The sequence below is a fragment of the Ructibacterium sp. SJQ-7 genome, assembly GCF_054696575.1.
Genome location: NZ_CP195193.1, coordinates 2,132,254 through 2,148,821, shown reverse-complemented (window position 1 = coordinate 2,148,821; position 16,568 = coordinate 2,132,254). Strand labels below are relative to the sequence as shown.

Below are 16,568 nucleotides of genomic sequence, written 5' to 3'. Positions count from 1 at the left end.
ACTATCTTCCTCCTTTTAATATTTTTGTGCTTCTCGCCTGAATAAGATTTACAATGAACAATATTGCAAATGAGAATGCAAGCATTACAAGTGCTATTGCCGTTGCACTGTTATAGTCAAAGTCCTGTAATTCCGACATAATTATAAGCGGTGTTATTTCCGTTTCATAAGGCTTGTTGCCTGCTATAAAAATTACACTGCCGTATTCTCCTATACATCTTCCGAGTGCCAAGCCAAAGCCTGTAAGTGCGGGAGGAATTATTTCCGGTAAAATTACTTTACGAAATATCGTTCCTCTGTTTGCACCAAGCGCCCCTGCCGCCTCCTCATATGACGGATCAAGCTTTTCAAGTACAGGCTGTACCGCTCTTACAACGAACGGTATGCCGATAAATATAAGCGCCACTACGATTCCGATTCTTGTATGTGCTATTTTTATACCGAACGGTGCGAATAATTTTCCTATAAGTCCTTCTTCTGTTGTAAGGTTTGTAAGAGCCAAACCGGCAACAGCTGTCGGAAGTGCGAACGGAAGTTCAATCATTCCGTCAAGAACACGTTTAAACGGAAAATCATATCTTACAAGCACCCAGGCAAGTATGACGCCCATAATCGAATTTATTATTGATGCGATAAGCGAAGTGAGGAAAGTTACCTTAAAACTTGCAAGAACACGCGGACGTGTAATTGTTTCGATAATATCGCTCAGGTGCATTCTTGATGTGTAAATCACAAGTGCCGCCAACGGTATAAGAACAACTAAGCTCAATATTGTAATTGTCACGCCCATTGAAAGTCCGAAACCGGGTATTACTCTTTTCTTCTTTGCTTTCATTTACATTCCTTCTTTACTTATCTTTTTTTTCATAAATGCGGTCAAATACTCCGCCGTCATCAAAATGCTTTTTCTGTACTTCGTCCCAACCGCCGAAGTCTTGTATTGTTACAAGATTTATGTTAAGGTCAAATGTATCTGCATATTCGTTTAATATATCAGGGTTTGACGGACGGTAGAAATTGTCGCCTGCAATTCTCTGTGCCTCATCGGAATATAAATAACTTAAATATTCCGTTGCAACATTTCTTGTACCTCTTTGGTCAACCACATCATCAACCACCGCAACAGACGGCTGAGCCAAAATGCTTATGCTCGGCGTTACGATTTCATATTCATCGGGATTTTCCTGAACCGATAGGAACGCCTCATTTTCCCAAGCGATAAGTACATCGCCTTGATTGTTTTCAACAAATGATGTTGTAGCACCTCTTGCTCCCGAATCAAGTACAAGCACGTTTTCGTATAACTTCTTTATAAATGCCTCAATCTGTGTTTCGTCACCGTTGTAAAGTTTATCGGCATATGCCCAAGCCGCAAGGTAATTCCATCTTGCACCGCCTGAAGTTTTCGGATTAGGTGTTATAACTCCGACGCCGTCTTTAACAAGGTCGCCCCAATCCTTGATATTTTTCGGATTGCCTTTTCTTACAAGGAATACGATTGTTGAAGTGTAAGGCGAACTGTCTTTGTCAAATTCATTTATCCAGCCGTCCTCTATAAGTCCTGCGTCTTGTATTGCCTTTACGTCATATTCAAGCGCAAGCGTTACAACGTCTGCCTCGTTTCCGTTTGCAACTTCAAGTGCTTGCTTACCGCTGCCGCCGTGTGACTGTATAACTTCAACGTCCTGTCCTGTTTGCCCTTTCCAATGCTCTGCGAAAAGTTCGTTGTACGCACTGTATAATTCTCTTGTAGGGTCGTATGATACATTCGTTATCGTAACCGACTTTTCTGTACTTGTGTCTGCACTGTTTCCGCAGCCTGCAAGTACCGTTACCGCCAAAATTGATGTTAATAATATACTAAAAATTTTCTTTTTCATAAATTCATTACCTCGCTATAATATAAAATTTATTTTTTTATCACCTCTGAGCCATACACATTCGGCAACACATCTTTCTATATACCATGCTTTTTCTGTTCAAATTTTCTCTCATAATCGTTGCCTCCTTTGTTATTCATACTTTTCCTATGGGATATAGGATTTTTAATGTCCTTATCTTACTCCTATATTGTCGTTTTGTCAACATTTTCATATAGTAAAAAAATTAAATTTTTTTCCTATATGTTTTATTTCGGACGACCGATGATCGTCCGCTACGAAATACTTATAAATTAAGAAAAGCAAAATTATCCGAATATAATTAATCATACTTGCAAATAATAACACAAAACGAAAGGCGGAAATTTTTATGTTAAGAGGAAAAATAGTAGTAGTCGGTGCCGGTTTTGTGGGTTCTACAACCGCATACACAATAATGCTTGACGGTTTTTTCAGAGAAATTGTATTGATTGACGTAAACAAAGACAAAGCCGACGGTGACGCTCTTGATATGGCTCACGGCACATCTTTTCTAAAGCCTGTAAGCGTTTACAGCGGAGATTGGAAAGACTGTGCCGACGCCGATATAGTCGTTATAACAGCAGGGGTAAACCAAAAAGTCGGCGAAACACGAATTGACCTGTTAAAACGAAATACCGAAATTTTTAAAAGTATAGTTGAAAATATTATGAAGTACGCGCCGACAGACGTAATACTTCTTACCGTCACAAACCCTGTCGACATTCTGACGTATGTCACCTATAAACTTTCGGGACTTCCTAAACAGCAAATTATCGGCTCGGGTACGGTTCTTGACACTTCAAGACTGAAATATCTTATCAGCAAACATACGGGAATTGATGCACGTTACTGCCACACATACATTATCGGTGAACACGGTGACAGTGAAGTTGCGGCATGGAGCATTACAAACATTGCCGGTATGAGTATGAAAAGTTTTTTTGAGCATTACGGCAAGTGTACAGATGAAGATTTACAAGCGATGTACAGCGAAGTTAAAAACTCCGCATACGAAATTATACAAAAAAAAGGTGCAACCTACTACGCAATAGCGACAGCAGTTGCACGAATTGTCGAATGTATTTCCGGCGGTGAAAATTCTGTTCTCACCATTTCAAGCGTCTTAAGCGGCGAATACGGAATTGAGGATATTTCGCTCAGTGTTCCGACACAAGTTTCGGGTTACGGTGTTGAACGCATACTTGACGTTCCTTTTAACGAAACCGAACTTCAAGGCCTTAGAAGCAGTGCCAAAACACTTAAAGACAGCCTTAAATCAATCGGTTTTTAAATCATAAATAATTGCATTACAGATTGCGGCGGCCACATTTGAGCCGCCTTTTCTGCCTCTTGCGACTATATACGGCACACCCGATGTCATAATCAATTCTTTTGCCTGCACAACATTCACAAAGCCGACAGGTACACCGATTATCGCAATCGGATTAATTTGACCGTTCTTTATGAGTTTGTCAAGTTCTATAAGTGCGGTCGGTGCATTTCCCACAGCAAAAATCACGTCTTTTTCAAGTTTTGACGCTTTTTCCATACTCGCAACGGCTCTTGTAGTGCCGTTTTCCTTTGCGGCTTTTGCAACGTCCTCGTCGGACATAAAACAATGCACCTCTCCACCGTATGACGCAAGACGTTTTTTGTTTATTCCCGAACGTGCCATTTGCGTATCGGTTACAATATCCGCACCGTTCTTTATCGCGGTCTTTATAATCTCAACCACGTTTTCCGAAAAGCACAAATTGTCAAGATAATCAAAATCGGCGGTTGTGTGAATAACACGTTTAACAATCGGTTTAATCGTTTTTTCTATATCGTGCGGAAGTTCGCTCTCTATGATTTCAAAACTCCTCTTTTCGATTTCTGACGGCAATACGTTTTCAAATTCCATTAATATTCTATCCCCTCTCTTGCAACAATTCCCTTGTCATATGGGTGCTTTATCTTTTTAATTTCAGAAATATAGTCGGCTCTTTCGCAAAACCATTCATCAGGGTTTCTGCCCGTCATAACAAGCTCGCCGCCGTAATTTTCAACAATATTTCTCACACTCGCCTTATCAACCAAATCATAATTATATGACGCAAAAATCTCGTCAAGCACTATCATATCAAATTCATTCATATTATCAAGTGCATACTGTAAATTTTCGTTATGGCATTTCACGATATTTTCTTTGTCACTGTCGGACATACTTCTGAAAAAGCCGTAGTTTTTGTCACAGCGCATAACCTTTATATTCTCACACTTACCCAAAACTTCAAGTTCCCCCGTATACGAGCCTTTTAAAAACTGCATAAAAAGCACTTTTTTACCGTAACCGCCGCAACGCACCGCAAGACCGATTGACGCGGTCGTTTTGCCTTTGCCGTCACCGCAATATATGTGTATCATTTTTTACACCTCTTTGTTAATAATTTTGTATATCAAGTCCATATCAAGACTTTCACGCACCATATCGGCAAGCCTGTCATATTCACGTTCTTTCAGTTCCGCCATATCAATGCTCTTGATTTTTGTACTGTCTATACCCTTTTTGTCACACAAACACTTGACAATTTTATCGGCACACTTATCAAATATGCCGTGTACATAACTTCCGTAAACGTCACCTTGTGAAATTCCGTCTTGCTTGCCGTTTGACAGCTTCGTCATACAAGGGACACTAAATTCACTTTTACCCATATGAATTTCATATCCCTCAAATTCAGTGCCGTTAAGGCTTTTTAGTGTCCCCGTCATATTTTCAAAAACACCGTTTACTATCGTTCTTGTCTTTTCGGTTTTAAACTCCGTTTCCATCGGCAAAAGTCCCATACCGCGAACACTTCCGCCGTTTTCCACACCGTCTGTATCGGTGATTTTTTCACCAAGCATTTGATAACCGCCACATATACCGAAAATAGGGCATTTACTTTTTTTAACCGCCGCCTCAATACCGTTTTCCCTCATCCATAAAAGGTCGGCAACAGTATTTTTACTTCCCGGAAGTATAATCATATCGGGATTACCGATTTCACTCACATTATTAACATACCTTACCGACACACCGTCTATGCATTCAAACACGTTAAAATCGGTAAAGTTTGAAATTCGCGGAAAACGTACAACCGCAATATCAATCACATTTACAGTCTTATTTTCAAAACGTTCCGACAGGCTGTCCTCATCGTCAATCATAAAATGACCGTACGGAACAACTCCGACAACAGGTACATTCGTAAGATTTTCAATCATATCAAGTCCGGGACGCAAGATTTCCACGTCACCGCGAAATTTATTTATAATTGTCCCCTTAATTCTCGACTTTTCCTCATCATCAAGCAACATAACAGTTCCGTAAAGCTGTGCAAAAACACCGCCCCTGTCAATGTCACCGACAAGCAGAACAGGTGCGTCAGCCATTTTCGCCATGCCCATATTGACAATGTCGTCCTGTTTCAAATTTATTTCCGCCGGACTTCCCGCACCCTCAATAACGATTATATCGTACATTTCCGACAGTTTGTTATACGCTTTCATAATGTCGGGTACAAGTTTCTTCTTATATTTAAAGTAGTCCACCGCATTCATATCGCCCTGAACTTCACCGTTTACAATAATTTGTGAGCCTTTATCGTTGGTAGGTTTAAGTAAAATCGGATTCATCAAAACAGACGGCTTTACGCCTGCCGCCTCTGCCTGTACGACCTGTGCACGCCCCATTTCAAGTCCCTCGTCAGTGATATACGAATTGAGCGCCATATTCTGCGACTTAAACGGCGCAGCCTTAAAGCCGTCCTGTTTAAAAATTCTGCACAATGCCGCCGCAATAATGCTTTTTCCCGCATTGGACATTGTTCCCTGTATCATAATCACTTTAGCCACATATATCACCCAACTCTCTTATAAATTCCGCGTTTTCATCGTGTTTTTTAACTGCAATTCTGTAAAAGCCTTCATCAAGGCCGTTAAAATTTCCGCAGTTCCTTATCAGTATTTCTCGCTTTAAAAGTGACTTGTCAAGTCCGACACTGCCTTTAAATAAAATAAAATTTACGTCCGAATTAAATACTTTAAAGCCCAAATTTTTAAGCTCACCCATTAAAAATTCACGTTCTTCTCTTATAATTTGTTTACCTTTTTCAAGATAATCATTATCATTAATCGCCGTAATTCCGCCGATTTGTGCCGCCGCCGACACATTCCACATCGGCAGCTGCCTTTGCACGTCACATACAAAATCAGTATCGGCAATCATATAACCGAGCCTTAATCCCGCCATTGCGTAAGTTTTCGTAAAAGCCTTGATAACAGGTACTTTTTCTTTCATCGAATATCCGTCCGCCAAATCCATAAAGCACTCGTCAAACACACACACGATTTTCCTTTCACCGCAAACCTCCGCAATATGTTGAGCCTTTTTTTTATCTGCAATTTTTCCGACAGGATTATTCGGATTGCATATGAAAACCATATCAATATTATCAAGATAATCAATAAAATCATCTTGCAGTTCAAAATCATTTTCTTCTTTCAAATAATAATAGCAAATTTGCGAACCCACGCTTTTAAGCGTCCTCTCGTACTCCGAAAATGTAGGTGCCAACAAAAGTGTTTTTTTCGGCATAACCGCACGAACGACCGCAAAAATCATTTCCGCCGCACCGTTTGAGCAAAGCACATTATCTGCGCCGACTCGCTCCTTTTCCGCAATGGCATTTCGTAAATGTACACACATTGCGTCAGGATAAATACCGAACTGTTCGACATTTTCCGCAATCGCTTTTTTTACGTTTTCACTCATTCCGAGCGGATTGGTATTCACCGAAAAATCAAGACGCACCTTATTTCTGTAAATGTCACCGCCATGCTCATATACCATATACAACACCTACCGCCACTTTCAATCCGACAAACAGCACCGCCGAAATTACGGACGTCATATACATAAGTTTAATCGAATCTGCAATATTATCATATTTAATCGGCTTAATGCTATCGCCTATAAACGGCTTTTTGTACAGCTTGCCGAAATAATACGCGTCACCTGCAAGCTGAATTTCCAGCGCACCAGCCACGACCGACTCTGTCTGAGCCGAGTTCGGACTTGCGTGATTGCGTGAATCGCGTTTAAAAATTCTGTACGCATTGCATGAATTGTAGCCCATAATTTTTGATGCAAAAATCATCAAATATGCCGAAATTCTTGACGGTATATAATTTGCAATATCGTCAAGCTTTGCGGCAAATCTGCCGAAATTTATGTACCTGTCGTTCTTGTAACCGACCATTGAATCCATCGTGTTAATCGCCTTGTAAACGCAACCCAACACACCGCCGCCGATTGCCATATATATGAGCGGTGCAATAACTCCGTCAGACGTATTTTCCGCAACGGTTTCAACAGCCGCTTTCGTTATCCCAATGTCGTCAAGACTTTCCGTATCACGTCCGACAATCATAGAAACGCTTTTTCGTGCGCCGTCAACGTCACCGTTTTTGAGCGGTTTATACACACTCATACCTGCTTGTTTCAATGACTTCGCCGCAAGCATAAAATAGCATATAACGCTTTCAATCGCAATACCGAAAAAGTAATTTAATCTGTACGCAAAAAACAAAATCGCAAACGGTACACCGCCGCATATAATAAGCACGAATATCGCCATAACCGCACCGCCGAGCCTTTCGTTTTTCGGAAAAATTCTTCTCATAACCTTTTCCAAAAACGAAATCAAATAACCTATAAGTCGAATTGGGTGCAGTTTAAAATCCGGGTCGCCGAATATTGCGTCAAGCACAAAACCTATACTAACCGCAGCCGATTGGGCTATAATCATCAACTATCTCTCCGTTTCTCATTTCAAATTCATATCCGCAGCCGTTTTTGACCTGATAATCATAAAAATTACCGCCAAAAAATTTCTGCATAATCGCCATAATACTTCCGCCGTGAATTACAAACGCCGTGTCACACTCCGTAAGGCTCTCAAAAAAGCCGTCTTTGCAGCGATTTTTAAAATCTTCGTGTGCCTCGCCGTTCGGAAACGGCAATTCACCGTTGCTGTCAAGCCACTTTTGATAATCGGGATTATCCTTTAAATCCTCGTATGATTTATTCTCAAAATCGCCGAAATCACATTCCTTGAGCTTATCGCAAATTTCAATATCCACATTCGGATATATATATTCCGCCGTTTGAATACACCTCTTTAACGGACTTGCGACAACCCTCTCACACTTAGGATAATCGCCTTTCAGACAGTCGGTATTTATCAAATCTTCGTCCGTTGTTCCGATATATCTTCGCTTTAAATTTCCCTCCGTCATACCGTGACGTATAAGTATTATCTTCATTTAATTCTGTTCCCCACTCCGCATACAACTCGCACGACTTCGTCCGCTTTTTTCGCGATATAACAGCACGTTCTTCCGACTGTTTCGCGCCATTCTCTGTCACCCTTATCCATAGGAACAACGCCGTAACCGATTTCTGTGGAAATAATCGTTATATCGTGATTTTTCTCTGAAATCTCGTCAACAACCGCAACAATATCCTTGCCGTCAGCCATCAATTTTTTTATAAAAATATGAAAACCATAAACTGCCTTCGCAGTCAAAACACTGTCATAATCGGCAATTAAAATTTCATCAATACCGTAATTTTCTCTTACAAAATCACGCTTTCCGCTATCCGCACCGCCTATAACAAAACGCATAATACACCTCCGAAAATCACGCACAAAACCTCGCATATACATACAAAATATCCTGCAATATCGCCTGTTATTCCGCCGAATTTACTGTATGCAACGTGTCTGTACCACAAAAACGAAATCACCGCCGCGCATATCGTACCCAGTCCGTACACGCCCGTAAAACAAAGCATCGCAACACACAAAACAATATACAAAATCATAACAGTCACAATCGTTTTTTTGTGTGCGGCACTCTTAAATGTATAAAGAAGTCCGCTGTTTTTTGCACATTTAAAAATGCCGATTGCCAATCCGCTAAGAGAACGCGATAAAACAAAGCCGACACTCACCGCTATAGTAGCTTTTATATCCCATATCTCCGTCATAAATCCGAAAAACAACAGATAATACATTATCGCACCGATTATCGCAAATGCGCCCGTATGCGGATCTTTTAAAATCTCAAGTTTTTTCTCTTTGTCACCGTATGACGAAAGTGCATCAACTGTGTCAATAAATCCGTCCGTATGTATTCCGCCAGAAACAAGCACCGGCAAAGCTGTCATCACAACCGCATAAACACTTGTGTTAAAACCAAATCTACCGCATAGAAATCGTACAAGTAACATAAGTCCGCCGATTACTGCACCGACAAGCGGAAAAAAGCACATTGCGTATTTCATATTTTTTTCGTTCCATTCCACTCTCGGCATAGGAATTTTTGAATACATTGAAAATGCTACGCATATTGATTTAATTATCTTCATTTTACTGTCCCCTTTTAATTTCAATCGGTATTCCGTAAACGACCTCATACACTTTATCGGCACGTTTTGACAATGCACTGTTTATTCTGCCTAAAAGGCTGATATACATTTTAGTGTCCCCGTCATATTCAATGCCGTCCGAAGATATTTCATTTGTAACAATAACAATATTTTCACTCTTTAAATTCAAAATTCCGCCGATAATTTTTTCAAAAGCATTATCATTATTATCCGAAAACATCACGTTTGCGGTCAAATTCGACATACATTCCAAAAGAATTGTATCGGCACTTTCCGTTATTTCGGATAAATCAGTATAACATTCAACCGTTCTAAAGCCTTTGCCGTCACGCATTTTTCTGTGACGTTCGATACGTTTTAAACATTCGTCATCATACGGTTTCATCGTTGCAACGTATAGCATTTTACCGCCCAATTTCATTGCAATATTTTCGGCAAATTCAGACTTTCCGCTTCCGCTTCCGCCTGTTACAAGTATAAACATTATTTAAGCTCCTTATAGCTTTCAACGTTAATATCGTCAAAAGTAGACATTTCGTTATATACGCAAAGTGCGGTATCAAGTGCGGCAAGCATAACCATTCCGCCTGTCCCCTCGCCCAAGCACATATCCGCATTTATCGGTGCTTTCTTGCCGAGTAATTCCAAAATATCAGCCGTACAGCTTTCTTTTGAAACGTGTGACGCAATCATAAAATCACTGCATTTCGGGCATAACTTTTCCGCACAAAGTGCCGCCACCGACGAAATAAATCCGTCAATAACCATTGCAACACCGTACATAGCCCCGCCGATAAACGCCCCCGTCAAAGCGGCAATGTCATAACCGCCGACCTTTGATAGCACGTCAAAAATATCGTTTTTATCAGGTTTGTGAAGCTCAATCGACTTTTTTATAACCTCAATTTTTCTCTCCAATGCACCGCTTGTCAGCCCTGCACCTCTGCCGGTTACGTCCTCTGCTTTTCTGTCAAGCAAAACGCTTGCAACCGCCGAGCTTGTAGTCGTGTTTCCGATTCCCATTTCACCGGTCACAATGATTTTATAGCCTTTTTCGCTAAGCTCTTTTACGCAGTTAATTCCCACTCGCACCGCCTCTTTGGCTTGCTCATACGTCATCGCTTTTTCGTGTAACATATTTTTTGTGCCGTACGATATTTTTTTGTTTACCACGCCGTCAACGTCACGCGCCACTCCCACGTCAATCGGTACAACGTCCGCACCGATATTTCTTGCCATAGCACACACGCTTGTTGCACCCTTTGCGAAGTTCTCCGTCACAACCGCCGTAACTTCCTGTCCCGTCTGAGTTACTCCCTCGCACACAACGCCGTTATCGGCACACATGACAAGTACACATCTCTTTTTTATGTCTATGTTTTGTGTCCCTTGAATACCCGCAATATTTTTTACAATATCCTCAAATACACCAAGACTGTGCAACGGTTTTGCTATTGAGTTCCATTTCTTTTCCGCATTTTCTATTGCTTGTTCATCTAATTTTCTGATTTTGTACATTTGTATTCCTCACAGCTTTTCATAAAGTTTTCGGCAAAATTTATATTTGCAAAAAAGTGCAAGTGCGGAAAACCTGCAAATAAGTTTTTATCAACATTCACACATTCCCACTGTCTGTCATTTTTCACAGCCGTAAAACCGTTTCCGTTACAGTCACTGTCAAAATAATGAAACTCTCTCGCACGGATTTTATCGCCTTTTTTGCATAAAATATTATCTCTGTTTGCCGTCATTTCCATATATCCGAAGCGTTGCAAACGGTCTGTTTTTCTGCATGTTCCTTTGATTATGCCGACCATACCGTGTTCGTTTTTATCGCTATCCTCCATAATCTCGTGAAGATACATAAACCCTCCGCATTCCGCAATACACGGTACACCGCTTTCAACACACTCTTTAACCGAATTCAGTGTCCCCGTATTTTTCTCAAGAATATCCGCATACAGTTCGGGATAACCGCCTCCCAAAATCAATCCGTCGCACTGCGGTACGCTCTCATTTTCAAGCGGACTGAACTTAACAATCTCCGCACCCATTTCACTGAGTAAATTGAGATTATCCTCATAATAAAAGCAAAACGCTCTGTCATACGCAACCGCAATTTTTACGTTATATTTTTTTGTAATTTCAAGTGATGTAAATTTAGTGTCCCTATCGTTTTCTGATATTTCTAAAATCTTGTCTATGTCAATGTATTTTTCGGCATAATCGGCAAGTAAATTCATTTTGTCCTTTATACCGTCAATTTCCCCTGCGGTGACCAGTCCCAAATGTCTGCTGCTTATCTGCACATCTTTGATGTTCGGCAAAAAACCTAAAGGAACTAAGCCGATTTTTCGACATTCTTCCGACAAATCACCGTACAGTTTCTCGGACAGATTATTAAATATAACACCCTTAATATTATTTTTCCTAAACTCCTTAAACCCTTTCACCAAAGCCATTGCGGACAGGCTCATACCACGGCAGTTTACAACAAGAATAACATCTGTATCGGTAATCTCCGAAAGCTCGTGCGTACTTCCCTTTTCCGTAAAAAAAAAGCCGTCATAAAAGCCCATAACGCCCTCAATAACCGCAATATCACCGCTGTTTTTATTCAGCAAATAATTCACAGCATCATTGCTCATAAGGTATGTGTCAAGGTTGTATGCCGCCGTTCCGATAACCGTTTTGTGAAACATTGGGTCAATATAATCCGGACCGCATTTAAAAGACGAAACATTAATTTTTCTGTTTACAAGTGCTTGAAGCACCGCACAAGTCACAGTTGTTTTTCCGCAGCCGCTGTTTGTGCCGGCAATCATAATTCTCCTCATAATTTTTCACCGCAGATTATGAAAACAGGATTTTGTGCCGTCATCATATTGTATCCGCCGACCTTTCTTCCTCTTGACGCACAGATTTGCGTCACCGAATATTCATACCCGAGTTTTTCAAAACTTTCTTGTGCAAGCGATAAAGTTTCAAGAGTTATTGCGTTCACGACCACTTTTTTGCAATCGCACTTTTCTATTATTTCATACAAATTCCCCGATGAACCGCCTATAAAAACCTTGTCCGCTTTCGGTAATCCGTCCATACCGTTCGGTGCGTCCGCACAAATTATTTCAATATTATCGGCATGAAATTTAAGTGCATTTTGTTTTATCAATTCAGCCGCCTCCGCTTTTTTTTCAATCGCATATACCTTGCCTTTTCCGCATAGCAGAGCCATTTCAATGCTTACCGAGCCTGTTCCCGCACCTATATCGTAACATATATCGTCATATTTGATTTCAAGCTTTGATATGCTTACCGCTCTCACTTCGCTTTTTGTCATAGGTGCGTTGCCCGTCACAAATTCGCTGTCGTTAATTCCGATTTTTGTGCATTTGTCATATTCATTATTGATTATTACCGCCACACTGAGCGAAGCTAATTTAGTGTCCCTAAAATCTTTTGCTTTTCCATGAAGTATTTTTTCATTTTCATATGACAAATTTTCTCCGATATAAACTTCGGCATTTTCAAAACCGTATCGGCACAACTTATCGCAAGGATTTTCACCCAAAAGCACAAATGTTTTCTCATTCTCTCTGACTTCACTCACAATATTGCAATTTCTGCCGTGCATACTTACAATGTTCATGTCATCATACACCATACCGATTTCAGCACAAAAATACGACACACAGCTTATACCTGCAAAAATTTCGGCATTAGGAAATTCCGCTTTTAATTTTTTCGCACCGCTGAAAAATGACGTATCACCCGAAAAAAGTATTACCGCATTTTCACACTTATTTTCTTCTAAAATCTTTTTAATTTTATCCGTTTCATACTCAAAAAAAACTTTTTTCTCGTTGACATACGGCTCGGCAACACGTTTTGCACCGATTATAATATCAGCATTTTTTATTTTTTCTTCTGCAATTTTCGTCAAATATTTAGTGTCCCCCATTCCGACACCGACTATAAAAATGTTCATATTACAACCACTCCAAAATCATTTTTTCAACCTCCGAAACCGTCATTCCGCTTTCATCGGTCGGTCTTTTAATTATAATACACTCAACGCCGTTTTCCTTTGCCGCCTCTGTTTTTTCCGTAAAACCGCCGTTTTTTCCCGTACATTTTGTAACAAGATACTTAATGTCAAGCTCACGAATTAACGCACTGTTAAACGCTTTTGAAAACGGTCCTTGCATACAAATAATATTTTTCATCTTGAAACCTGCATTTTTACACAGCTCCAGCGATTCCTCCGACGGCAGTACGCGTGCAAACGCTCTGTCCGCAACAACCGAAAACTTTGCAATTTCCTTTGAACCCGTCGTTATAAGTATGTTTCCTGTTGTTTTTTCAAGGTATTCTGCGGCTGCTTTGATATTTTCAAAATACGTCCCGTCTGCCTGAACGTCCTCACGTACAACCCTTATATACTTCACTTTACACGCTTTTTTTATGTTTTCTGTCACAAATTCAGCGTAAGGATGAGTTGCGTCAATGACCAATCTAACACTGTTTTCGTCAAAAAAATCAGCCATTTCTTCCGCCGTCATTCTTCCTACGCGCACATTTTTCATATCAAGCAATTCCGCACCGTATTCCGTCGCAACGCACACAACGTAACTGACTTTTTGCTCACTCAAAAAGTCGGCGATTTTGTGTCCCTCGTCTGTACCGCCAAACAATACTACATCATACATTTCTATACCCTCTCGGTGTAACCATTTTTCCGGCGATATTTTTCGTCATAGAATTACCGATAAACACAGTCGTAAACATATCCACGCTGTAATTTCTAAGTTCGGCAAGGCTCATAATCGCATATTCCTCACCGTCACGACCGATATTTTTTGCAACGGCACACACCGTATCACCGTTTTTGTGTTTCAGCATTATGTCACACGCGCGCATTAAATAATCGTGACGTTTTTTACTTGACGGATTGTACAGACATATCGCGAAATCAGCAGCCGACGCACATTCAAGACGTTTTTCGATTTTCTCCCAGGGGGTGAGCAAATCGCTAAGGCTTATAACCGCAAAATCGTGTCCCAACGGTGCTCCCACAAGTGCACCGCCGCTAAGCATCGCCGACACGCCTGCCACAACGCTCACTTCAACATTTTCATAGCCTGCCGCAATTTCATACACAAGTGACGCCATACCGTAAACGCCTGCATCACCGCTGCAAACAACTGCAACATTTCTGCCGTCAGCCGCCATTTCAACCGCTTTTCTGCAGCGCTCCGCCTCCTGTTTCATCGCCGAAACGAAATATTCTTTTTCAGGAAACAGCTTTTTCACAAGCTCGGCATACACCGTATATCCGACAATCACATCGGCTTTTTCAAGCACATTTCTCGCCTCAAAAGTCATTCCGTCAGCACTTCCTGCGCCTATTCCAACAACATAAATTTTCATTCAAACTTAACCTTTCAAAAAATCAATTTCCGTATTTATTCTTCCGAGTGCCAAAGCCGTACCGTTTAAAGCCGTCTTTTTTTCTGTTATTTTCGCACCGACCGCACAAACCGCTCTTTCGCACACATTGTCGACTCCGACAGTCTTTTTCACAAATTCGGACGCTGTAAATTTCCCCTCAACCGCCGCCAAAGTTTCAGCCGGAAACGTCAAAAGCGGTATATCGAATTTTTCACAAAATTCAACAATGCCCTTTTCATTTTTCTTTATATCCACCGTCGCAACCGCAAAAAGCGAATAAACCGACACTCCGTTCACTTTTAAAAATGCCAATATACTTTCTTCGACAGTTTCGCAGCCTTTTCTGCAACCGATTCCGAGTACAACATTTTTCGGCATTAAATTAAGCGTAATTCTAAACGGCTTTTTATCGTCATCACTTATGCAAATTCCGACTTCATTGCTTTCTTCAAAACAATCGGGAACGTTTTTTAATTCGTAATCGGTATACAATCCGACTTTTTTGTCGTTCAAAATCCGTGACGATATTTCCTTTATAAGTTTAGTGTCCCCGATATGCAAATTATTTCTTACCGCAAATGTGTCAACAGAGAATTTTTTGTTAATATCGGTTGCCGTAGTTATAACCGCCACTCCGCTTGTCAATGCGGCGATTTTCTCCGCCAAATCATTCGCACCGCCTATATGTCCGGACAAAATCGGTATCGCAAAATTTCCTTTTTCATCAACCACCACAACTGCCGGATCTTTGGCTTTATCCTTGACATACGGAGCTATCGAACGCACCGCAATTCCGCACGCGCCGACAAACACAATCGCATTATATTTCTTGAAAATATCTCTGACAAGTGACGAAACATTATTAAATGTTTCCAAGCCGTCAGTCTTATATTTTTCAAAAACGTAGCCTTTTACGCCAATTTCACGCACGAGCATTTTTACGATTTTCGCACCGTTTTCCGTAAAAGCTATTGACGCAATTTTCATTCCGTCACGCCCTTTCTGAATTCGGTTGTAAATGTCTTATCGTAAAGTTTCGACAGTGAATAATCATCGCCGAGAAAATCACCGACTGTTATAAGTGCGGTCTTTTTTATACCGTTTTTCTCTGCTGTTTTATTTAGTGTCCCCACTGTGCAACGCATAACTTTTTCGTCTTTCCAAGTAGCCTTGTAAACTATCGCCGCAGGTGTATTTTCACTGTAACCGCCTTTTACAAGTTCAGCCGACAATTCCTTTAATAAACCTGTTGATAAAAATATCACCATTGTCGCATTATGTGACGCAAGCAAATGTATTTTTTCTTTCGGAGGCACAGGAGTTCTGCCCTCCATACGCGTTATTATGACGGTTTGCGATACATCAGGCAACGTATATTCCGCCTTCAAAGCCGCCGCCGCACCGCAAAACGAGCTTACACCGGGGCAAACATCATATTCAATTCCAAGTTTATCAAGCCTGTCCATTTGTTCACGAATTGCACCGTAAACACACGGATCACCCGTATGCAAACGCACAATGTTTTTAGTGTCCCCCTGTTTCATCACGTCAATAACTTCATCAAGATTCATTTTCGCACTGTTATAAATTTCAGCACTGCCTTTTGCATATTCCAAAAGTTCGGGATTAACAAGCGAACCGGCATAAATAATAATATCTGCATTTTCCAAAAGTTTTTTTCCCCGTATAGTTATAAGATCCGCTGCACCGCTGCCCGCTCCAACAAAATGTACCAT

At 40.8% G+C, this 16,568-nt stretch carries 19 protein-coding genes; 1 reads left to right on the top strand and 18 read right to left on the bottom strand.

The annotated features are described in order from the left end of the window. Position 1 precedes the first annotated feature (1 nt). Positions 2-835, bottom strand: coding sequence for a sulfate ABC transporter permease subunit CysT (gene cysT, locus ACSAMO_RS09340; RefSeq protein WP_499209192.1), 834 nt, complete (start codon positions 833-835; stop codon positions 2-4). 13 nt (positions 836-848) lie between these two features. Beyond that, positions 849-1,880: a sulfate ABC transporter substrate-binding protein gene (locus ACSAMO_RS09335; RefSeq protein ID WP_499209191.1), complete on the bottom strand. Its 1,032-nt coding sequence runs from the start codon at positions 1,878-1,880 to the stop codon at positions 849-851. A gap of 370 nt (positions 1,881-2,250) precedes the next feature. Between ACSAMO_RS09335 and ACSAMO_RS09330 the strand changes: the two genes are divergently transcribed. Further along, a complete protein-coding gene (locus ACSAMO_RS09330) occupies positions 2,251-3,192 on the top strand; it encodes an L-lactate dehydrogenase (RefSeq protein WP_499209190.1) in 942 nt (313 codons plus the stop codon). Here ACSAMO_RS09330 and ACSAMO_RS09325 read toward each other — a convergent pair. The 16 genes from ACSAMO_RS09325 to cobM are packed head-to-tail and all read right to left on the bottom strand — an operon-like array spanning position 3,178 to position 16,568. Next, on the bottom strand, positions 3,178-3,804 hold the full coding sequence (locus ACSAMO_RS09325; protein ID WP_337869404.1) for a precorrin-8X methylmutase: 627 nt from the start codon (positions 3,802-3,804) through the stop codon (positions 3,178-3,180). The genes ACSAMO_RS09330 and ACSAMO_RS09325 overlap by 15 nt on opposite strands. Next, the gene (locus ACSAMO_RS09320; protein ID WP_118445982.1) at positions 3,804-4,307 is read right to left on the bottom strand and encodes a cob(I)yrinic acid a,c-diamide adenosyltransferase; all 504 of its coding nucleotides are present in this window, start codon (positions 4,305-4,307) and stop codon (positions 3,804-3,806) included. Before ACSAMO_RS09320 ends, ACSAMO_RS09325 begins: the two co-directional genes overlap by 1 nt. A gap of 3 nt (positions 4,308-4,310) precedes the next feature. Beyond that, entirely contained in the window at positions 4,311-5,780 is a 1,470-nt protein-coding gene (locus ACSAMO_RS09315; RefSeq protein WP_499209189.1) for a cobyric acid synthase, read from the bottom strand. Beyond that, positions 5,773-6,777, bottom strand: a complete 1,005-nt coding sequence (locus ACSAMO_RS09310; protein WP_499209188.1) for a pyridoxal phosphate-dependent aminotransferase — start codon at positions 6,775-6,777, stop codon at positions 5,773-5,775. Before ACSAMO_RS09310 ends, ACSAMO_RS09315 begins: the two co-directional genes overlap by 8 nt. Further along, on the bottom strand, positions 6,767-7,735 hold the full coding sequence (gene cbiB, locus ACSAMO_RS09305; protein WP_499209187.1) for an adenosylcobinamide-phosphate synthase CbiB: 969 nt from the start codon (positions 7,733-7,735) through the stop codon (positions 6,767-6,769). Before cbiB ends, ACSAMO_RS09310 begins: the two co-directional genes overlap by 11 nt. After that, positions 7,707-8,252 (bottom strand): histidine phosphatase family protein, encoded by a 546-nt coding sequence (locus ACSAMO_RS09300; RefSeq protein ID WP_499209186.1) that lies wholly within the window; start codon positions 8,250-8,252, stop codon positions 7,707-7,709. The genes cbiB and ACSAMO_RS09300 overlap by 29 nt, the downstream gene beginning before the upstream one ends. Then, positions 8,249-8,614 carry a bifunctional adenosylcobinamide kinase/adenosylcobinamide-phosphate guanylyltransferase gene (locus ACSAMO_RS09295; RefSeq protein ID WP_499209185.1) on the bottom strand — a complete coding sequence of 122 codons (366 nt, stop codon included), beginning with the start codon at positions 8,612-8,614 and terminating at the stop codon, positions 8,249-8,251. Before ACSAMO_RS09295 ends, ACSAMO_RS09300 begins: the two co-directional genes overlap by 4 nt. Then, positions 8,599-9,360: an adenosylcobinamide-GDP ribazoletransferase gene (locus tag ACSAMO_RS09290; protein ID WP_499209184.1), complete on the bottom strand. Its 762-nt coding sequence runs from the start codon at positions 9,358-9,360 to the stop codon at positions 8,599-8,601. The genes ACSAMO_RS09295 and ACSAMO_RS09290 overlap by 16 nt, the downstream gene beginning before the upstream one ends. A 1-nt stretch (position 9,361) precedes the next feature. Further along, a complete protein-coding gene (locus ACSAMO_RS09285; RefSeq protein WP_337869388.1) occupies positions 9,362-9,865 on the bottom strand; it encodes a bifunctional adenosylcobinamide kinase/adenosylcobinamide-phosphate guanylyltransferase in 504 nt (167 codons plus the stop codon). Further along, complete coding sequence (gene cobT / locus ACSAMO_RS09280; RefSeq protein WP_499209183.1) at positions 9,865-10,899, bottom strand: nicotinate-nucleotide--dimethylbenzimidazole phosphoribosyltransferase; 1,035 nt, start codon at positions 10,897-10,899, stop codon at positions 9,865-9,867. Before cobT ends, ACSAMO_RS09285 begins: the two co-directional genes overlap by 1 nt. Beyond that, a complete protein-coding gene (locus ACSAMO_RS09275; protein WP_499209182.1) occupies positions 10,878-12,218 on the bottom strand; it encodes a cobyrinic acid a,c-diamide synthase CobB in 1,341 nt (446 codons plus the stop codon). The genes cobT and ACSAMO_RS09275 overlap by 22 nt, the downstream gene beginning before the upstream one ends. Next, positions 12,215-13,369 carry a precorrin-6Y C5,15-methyltransferase (decarboxylating) subunit CbiT gene (gene cbiT, locus ACSAMO_RS09270; protein WP_499209181.1) on the bottom strand — a complete coding sequence of 385 codons (1,155 nt, stop codon included), beginning with the start codon at positions 13,367-13,369 and terminating at the stop codon, positions 12,215-12,217. Before cbiT ends, ACSAMO_RS09275 begins: the two co-directional genes overlap by 4 nt. Position 13,370: 1 nt before the next feature. Then, positions 13,371-14,090: a precorrin-6A reductase gene (gene cobK / locus ACSAMO_RS09265; protein ID WP_499209180.1), complete on the bottom strand. Its 720-nt coding sequence runs from the start codon at positions 14,088-14,090 to the stop codon at positions 13,371-13,373. Beyond that, positions 14,083-14,811: a precorrin-3B C(17)-methyltransferase gene (cobJ, locus tag ACSAMO_RS09260; protein ID WP_499209179.1), complete on the bottom strand. Its 729-nt coding sequence runs from the start codon at positions 14,809-14,811 to the stop codon at positions 14,083-14,085. Before cobJ ends, cobK begins: the two co-directional genes overlap by 8 nt. Positions 14,812-14,817: 6 nt before the next feature. Beyond that, positions 14,818-15,819, bottom strand: a complete 1,002-nt coding sequence (locus ACSAMO_RS09255; RefSeq protein ID WP_499209178.1) for a cobalt-precorrin 5A hydrolase — start codon at positions 15,817-15,819, stop codon at positions 14,818-14,820. Continuing rightward, entirely contained in the window at positions 15,816-16,568 is a 753-nt protein-coding gene (gene cobM, locus ACSAMO_RS09250) for a precorrin-4 C(11)-methyltransferase (RefSeq protein WP_412274561.1), read from the bottom strand. Before cobM ends, ACSAMO_RS09255 begins: the two co-directional genes overlap by 4 nt.

Bases quoted from the DNA above. Each gene is read 5' to 3' on its own strand.
- cysT (WP_499209192.1), bottom strand. From the start codon at position 835: ATGAAAGCAAAGAAGAAAAGAGTAATACCCGGTTTCGGACTTTCAATG.
- cbiB (WP_499209187.1), bottom strand. From the start codon at position 7,735: ATGATTATAGCCCAATCGGCTGCGGTTAGTATAGGTTTTGTGCTTGAC.
- cobJ (WP_499209179.1), bottom strand. From the start codon at position 14,811: ATGAAAATTTATGTTGTTGGAATAGGCGCAGGAAGTGCTGACGGAATG.
- cobK (WP_499209180.1), bottom strand. From the start codon at position 14,090: ATGTATGATGTAGTATTGTTTGGCGGTACAGACGAGGGACACAAAATC.
- ACSAMO_RS09335 (WP_499209191.1), bottom strand. From the start codon at position 1,880: ATGAAAAAGAAAATTTTTAGTATATTATTAACATCAATTTTGGCGGTA.
- ACSAMO_RS09285 (WP_337869388.1), bottom strand. From the start codon at position 9,865: ATGTTTATACTTGTAACAGGCGGAAGCGGAAGCGGAAAGTCTGAATTT.
- ACSAMO_RS09325 (WP_337869404.1), bottom strand. From the start codon at position 3,804: ATGGAATTTGAAAACGTATTGCCGTCAGAAATCGAAAAGAGGAGTTTT.
- ACSAMO_RS09275 (WP_499209182.1), bottom strand. From the start codon at position 12,218: ATGAGGAGAATTATGATTGCCGGCACAAACAGCGGCTGCGGAAAAACA.
- ACSAMO_RS09300 (WP_499209186.1), bottom strand. From the start codon at position 8,252: ATGAAGATAATACTTATACGTCACGGTATGACGGAGGGAAATTTAAAG.
- ACSAMO_RS09330 (WP_499209190.1), top strand. From the start codon at position 2,251: ATGTTAAGAGGAAAAATAGTAGTAGTCGGTGCCGGTTTTGTGGGTTCT.
- cbiT (WP_499209181.1), bottom strand. From the start codon at position 13,369: ATGAACATTTTTATAGTCGGTGTCGGAATGGGGGACACTAAATATTTG.
- ACSAMO_RS09295 (WP_499209185.1), bottom strand. From the start codon at position 8,614: ATGCGTTTTGTTATAGGCGGTGCGGATAGCGGAAAGCGTGATTTTGTA.
- ACSAMO_RS09310 (WP_499209188.1), bottom strand. From the start codon at position 6,777: ATGGTATATGAGCATGGCGGTGACATTTACAGAAATAAGGTGCGTCTT.
- ACSAMO_RS09290 (WP_499209184.1), bottom strand. From the start codon at position 9,360: ATGAAGATAATTAAATCAATATGCGTAGCATTTTCAATGTATTCAAAA.
- cobM (WP_412274561.1), bottom strand. From the start codon at position 16,568: ATGGTACATTTTGTTGGAGCGGGCAGCGGTGCAGCGGATCTTATAACT.
- ACSAMO_RS09255 (WP_499209178.1), bottom strand. From the start codon at position 15,819: ATGAAAATTGCGTCAATAGCTTTTACGGAAAACGGTGCGAAAATCGTA.
- cobT (WP_499209183.1), bottom strand. From the start codon at position 10,899: ATGTACAAAATCAGAAAATTAGATGAACAAGCAATAGAAAATGCGGAA.
- ACSAMO_RS09320 (WP_118445982.1), bottom strand. From the start codon at position 4,307: ATGATACACATATATTGCGGTGACGGCAAAGGCAAAACGACCGCGTCA.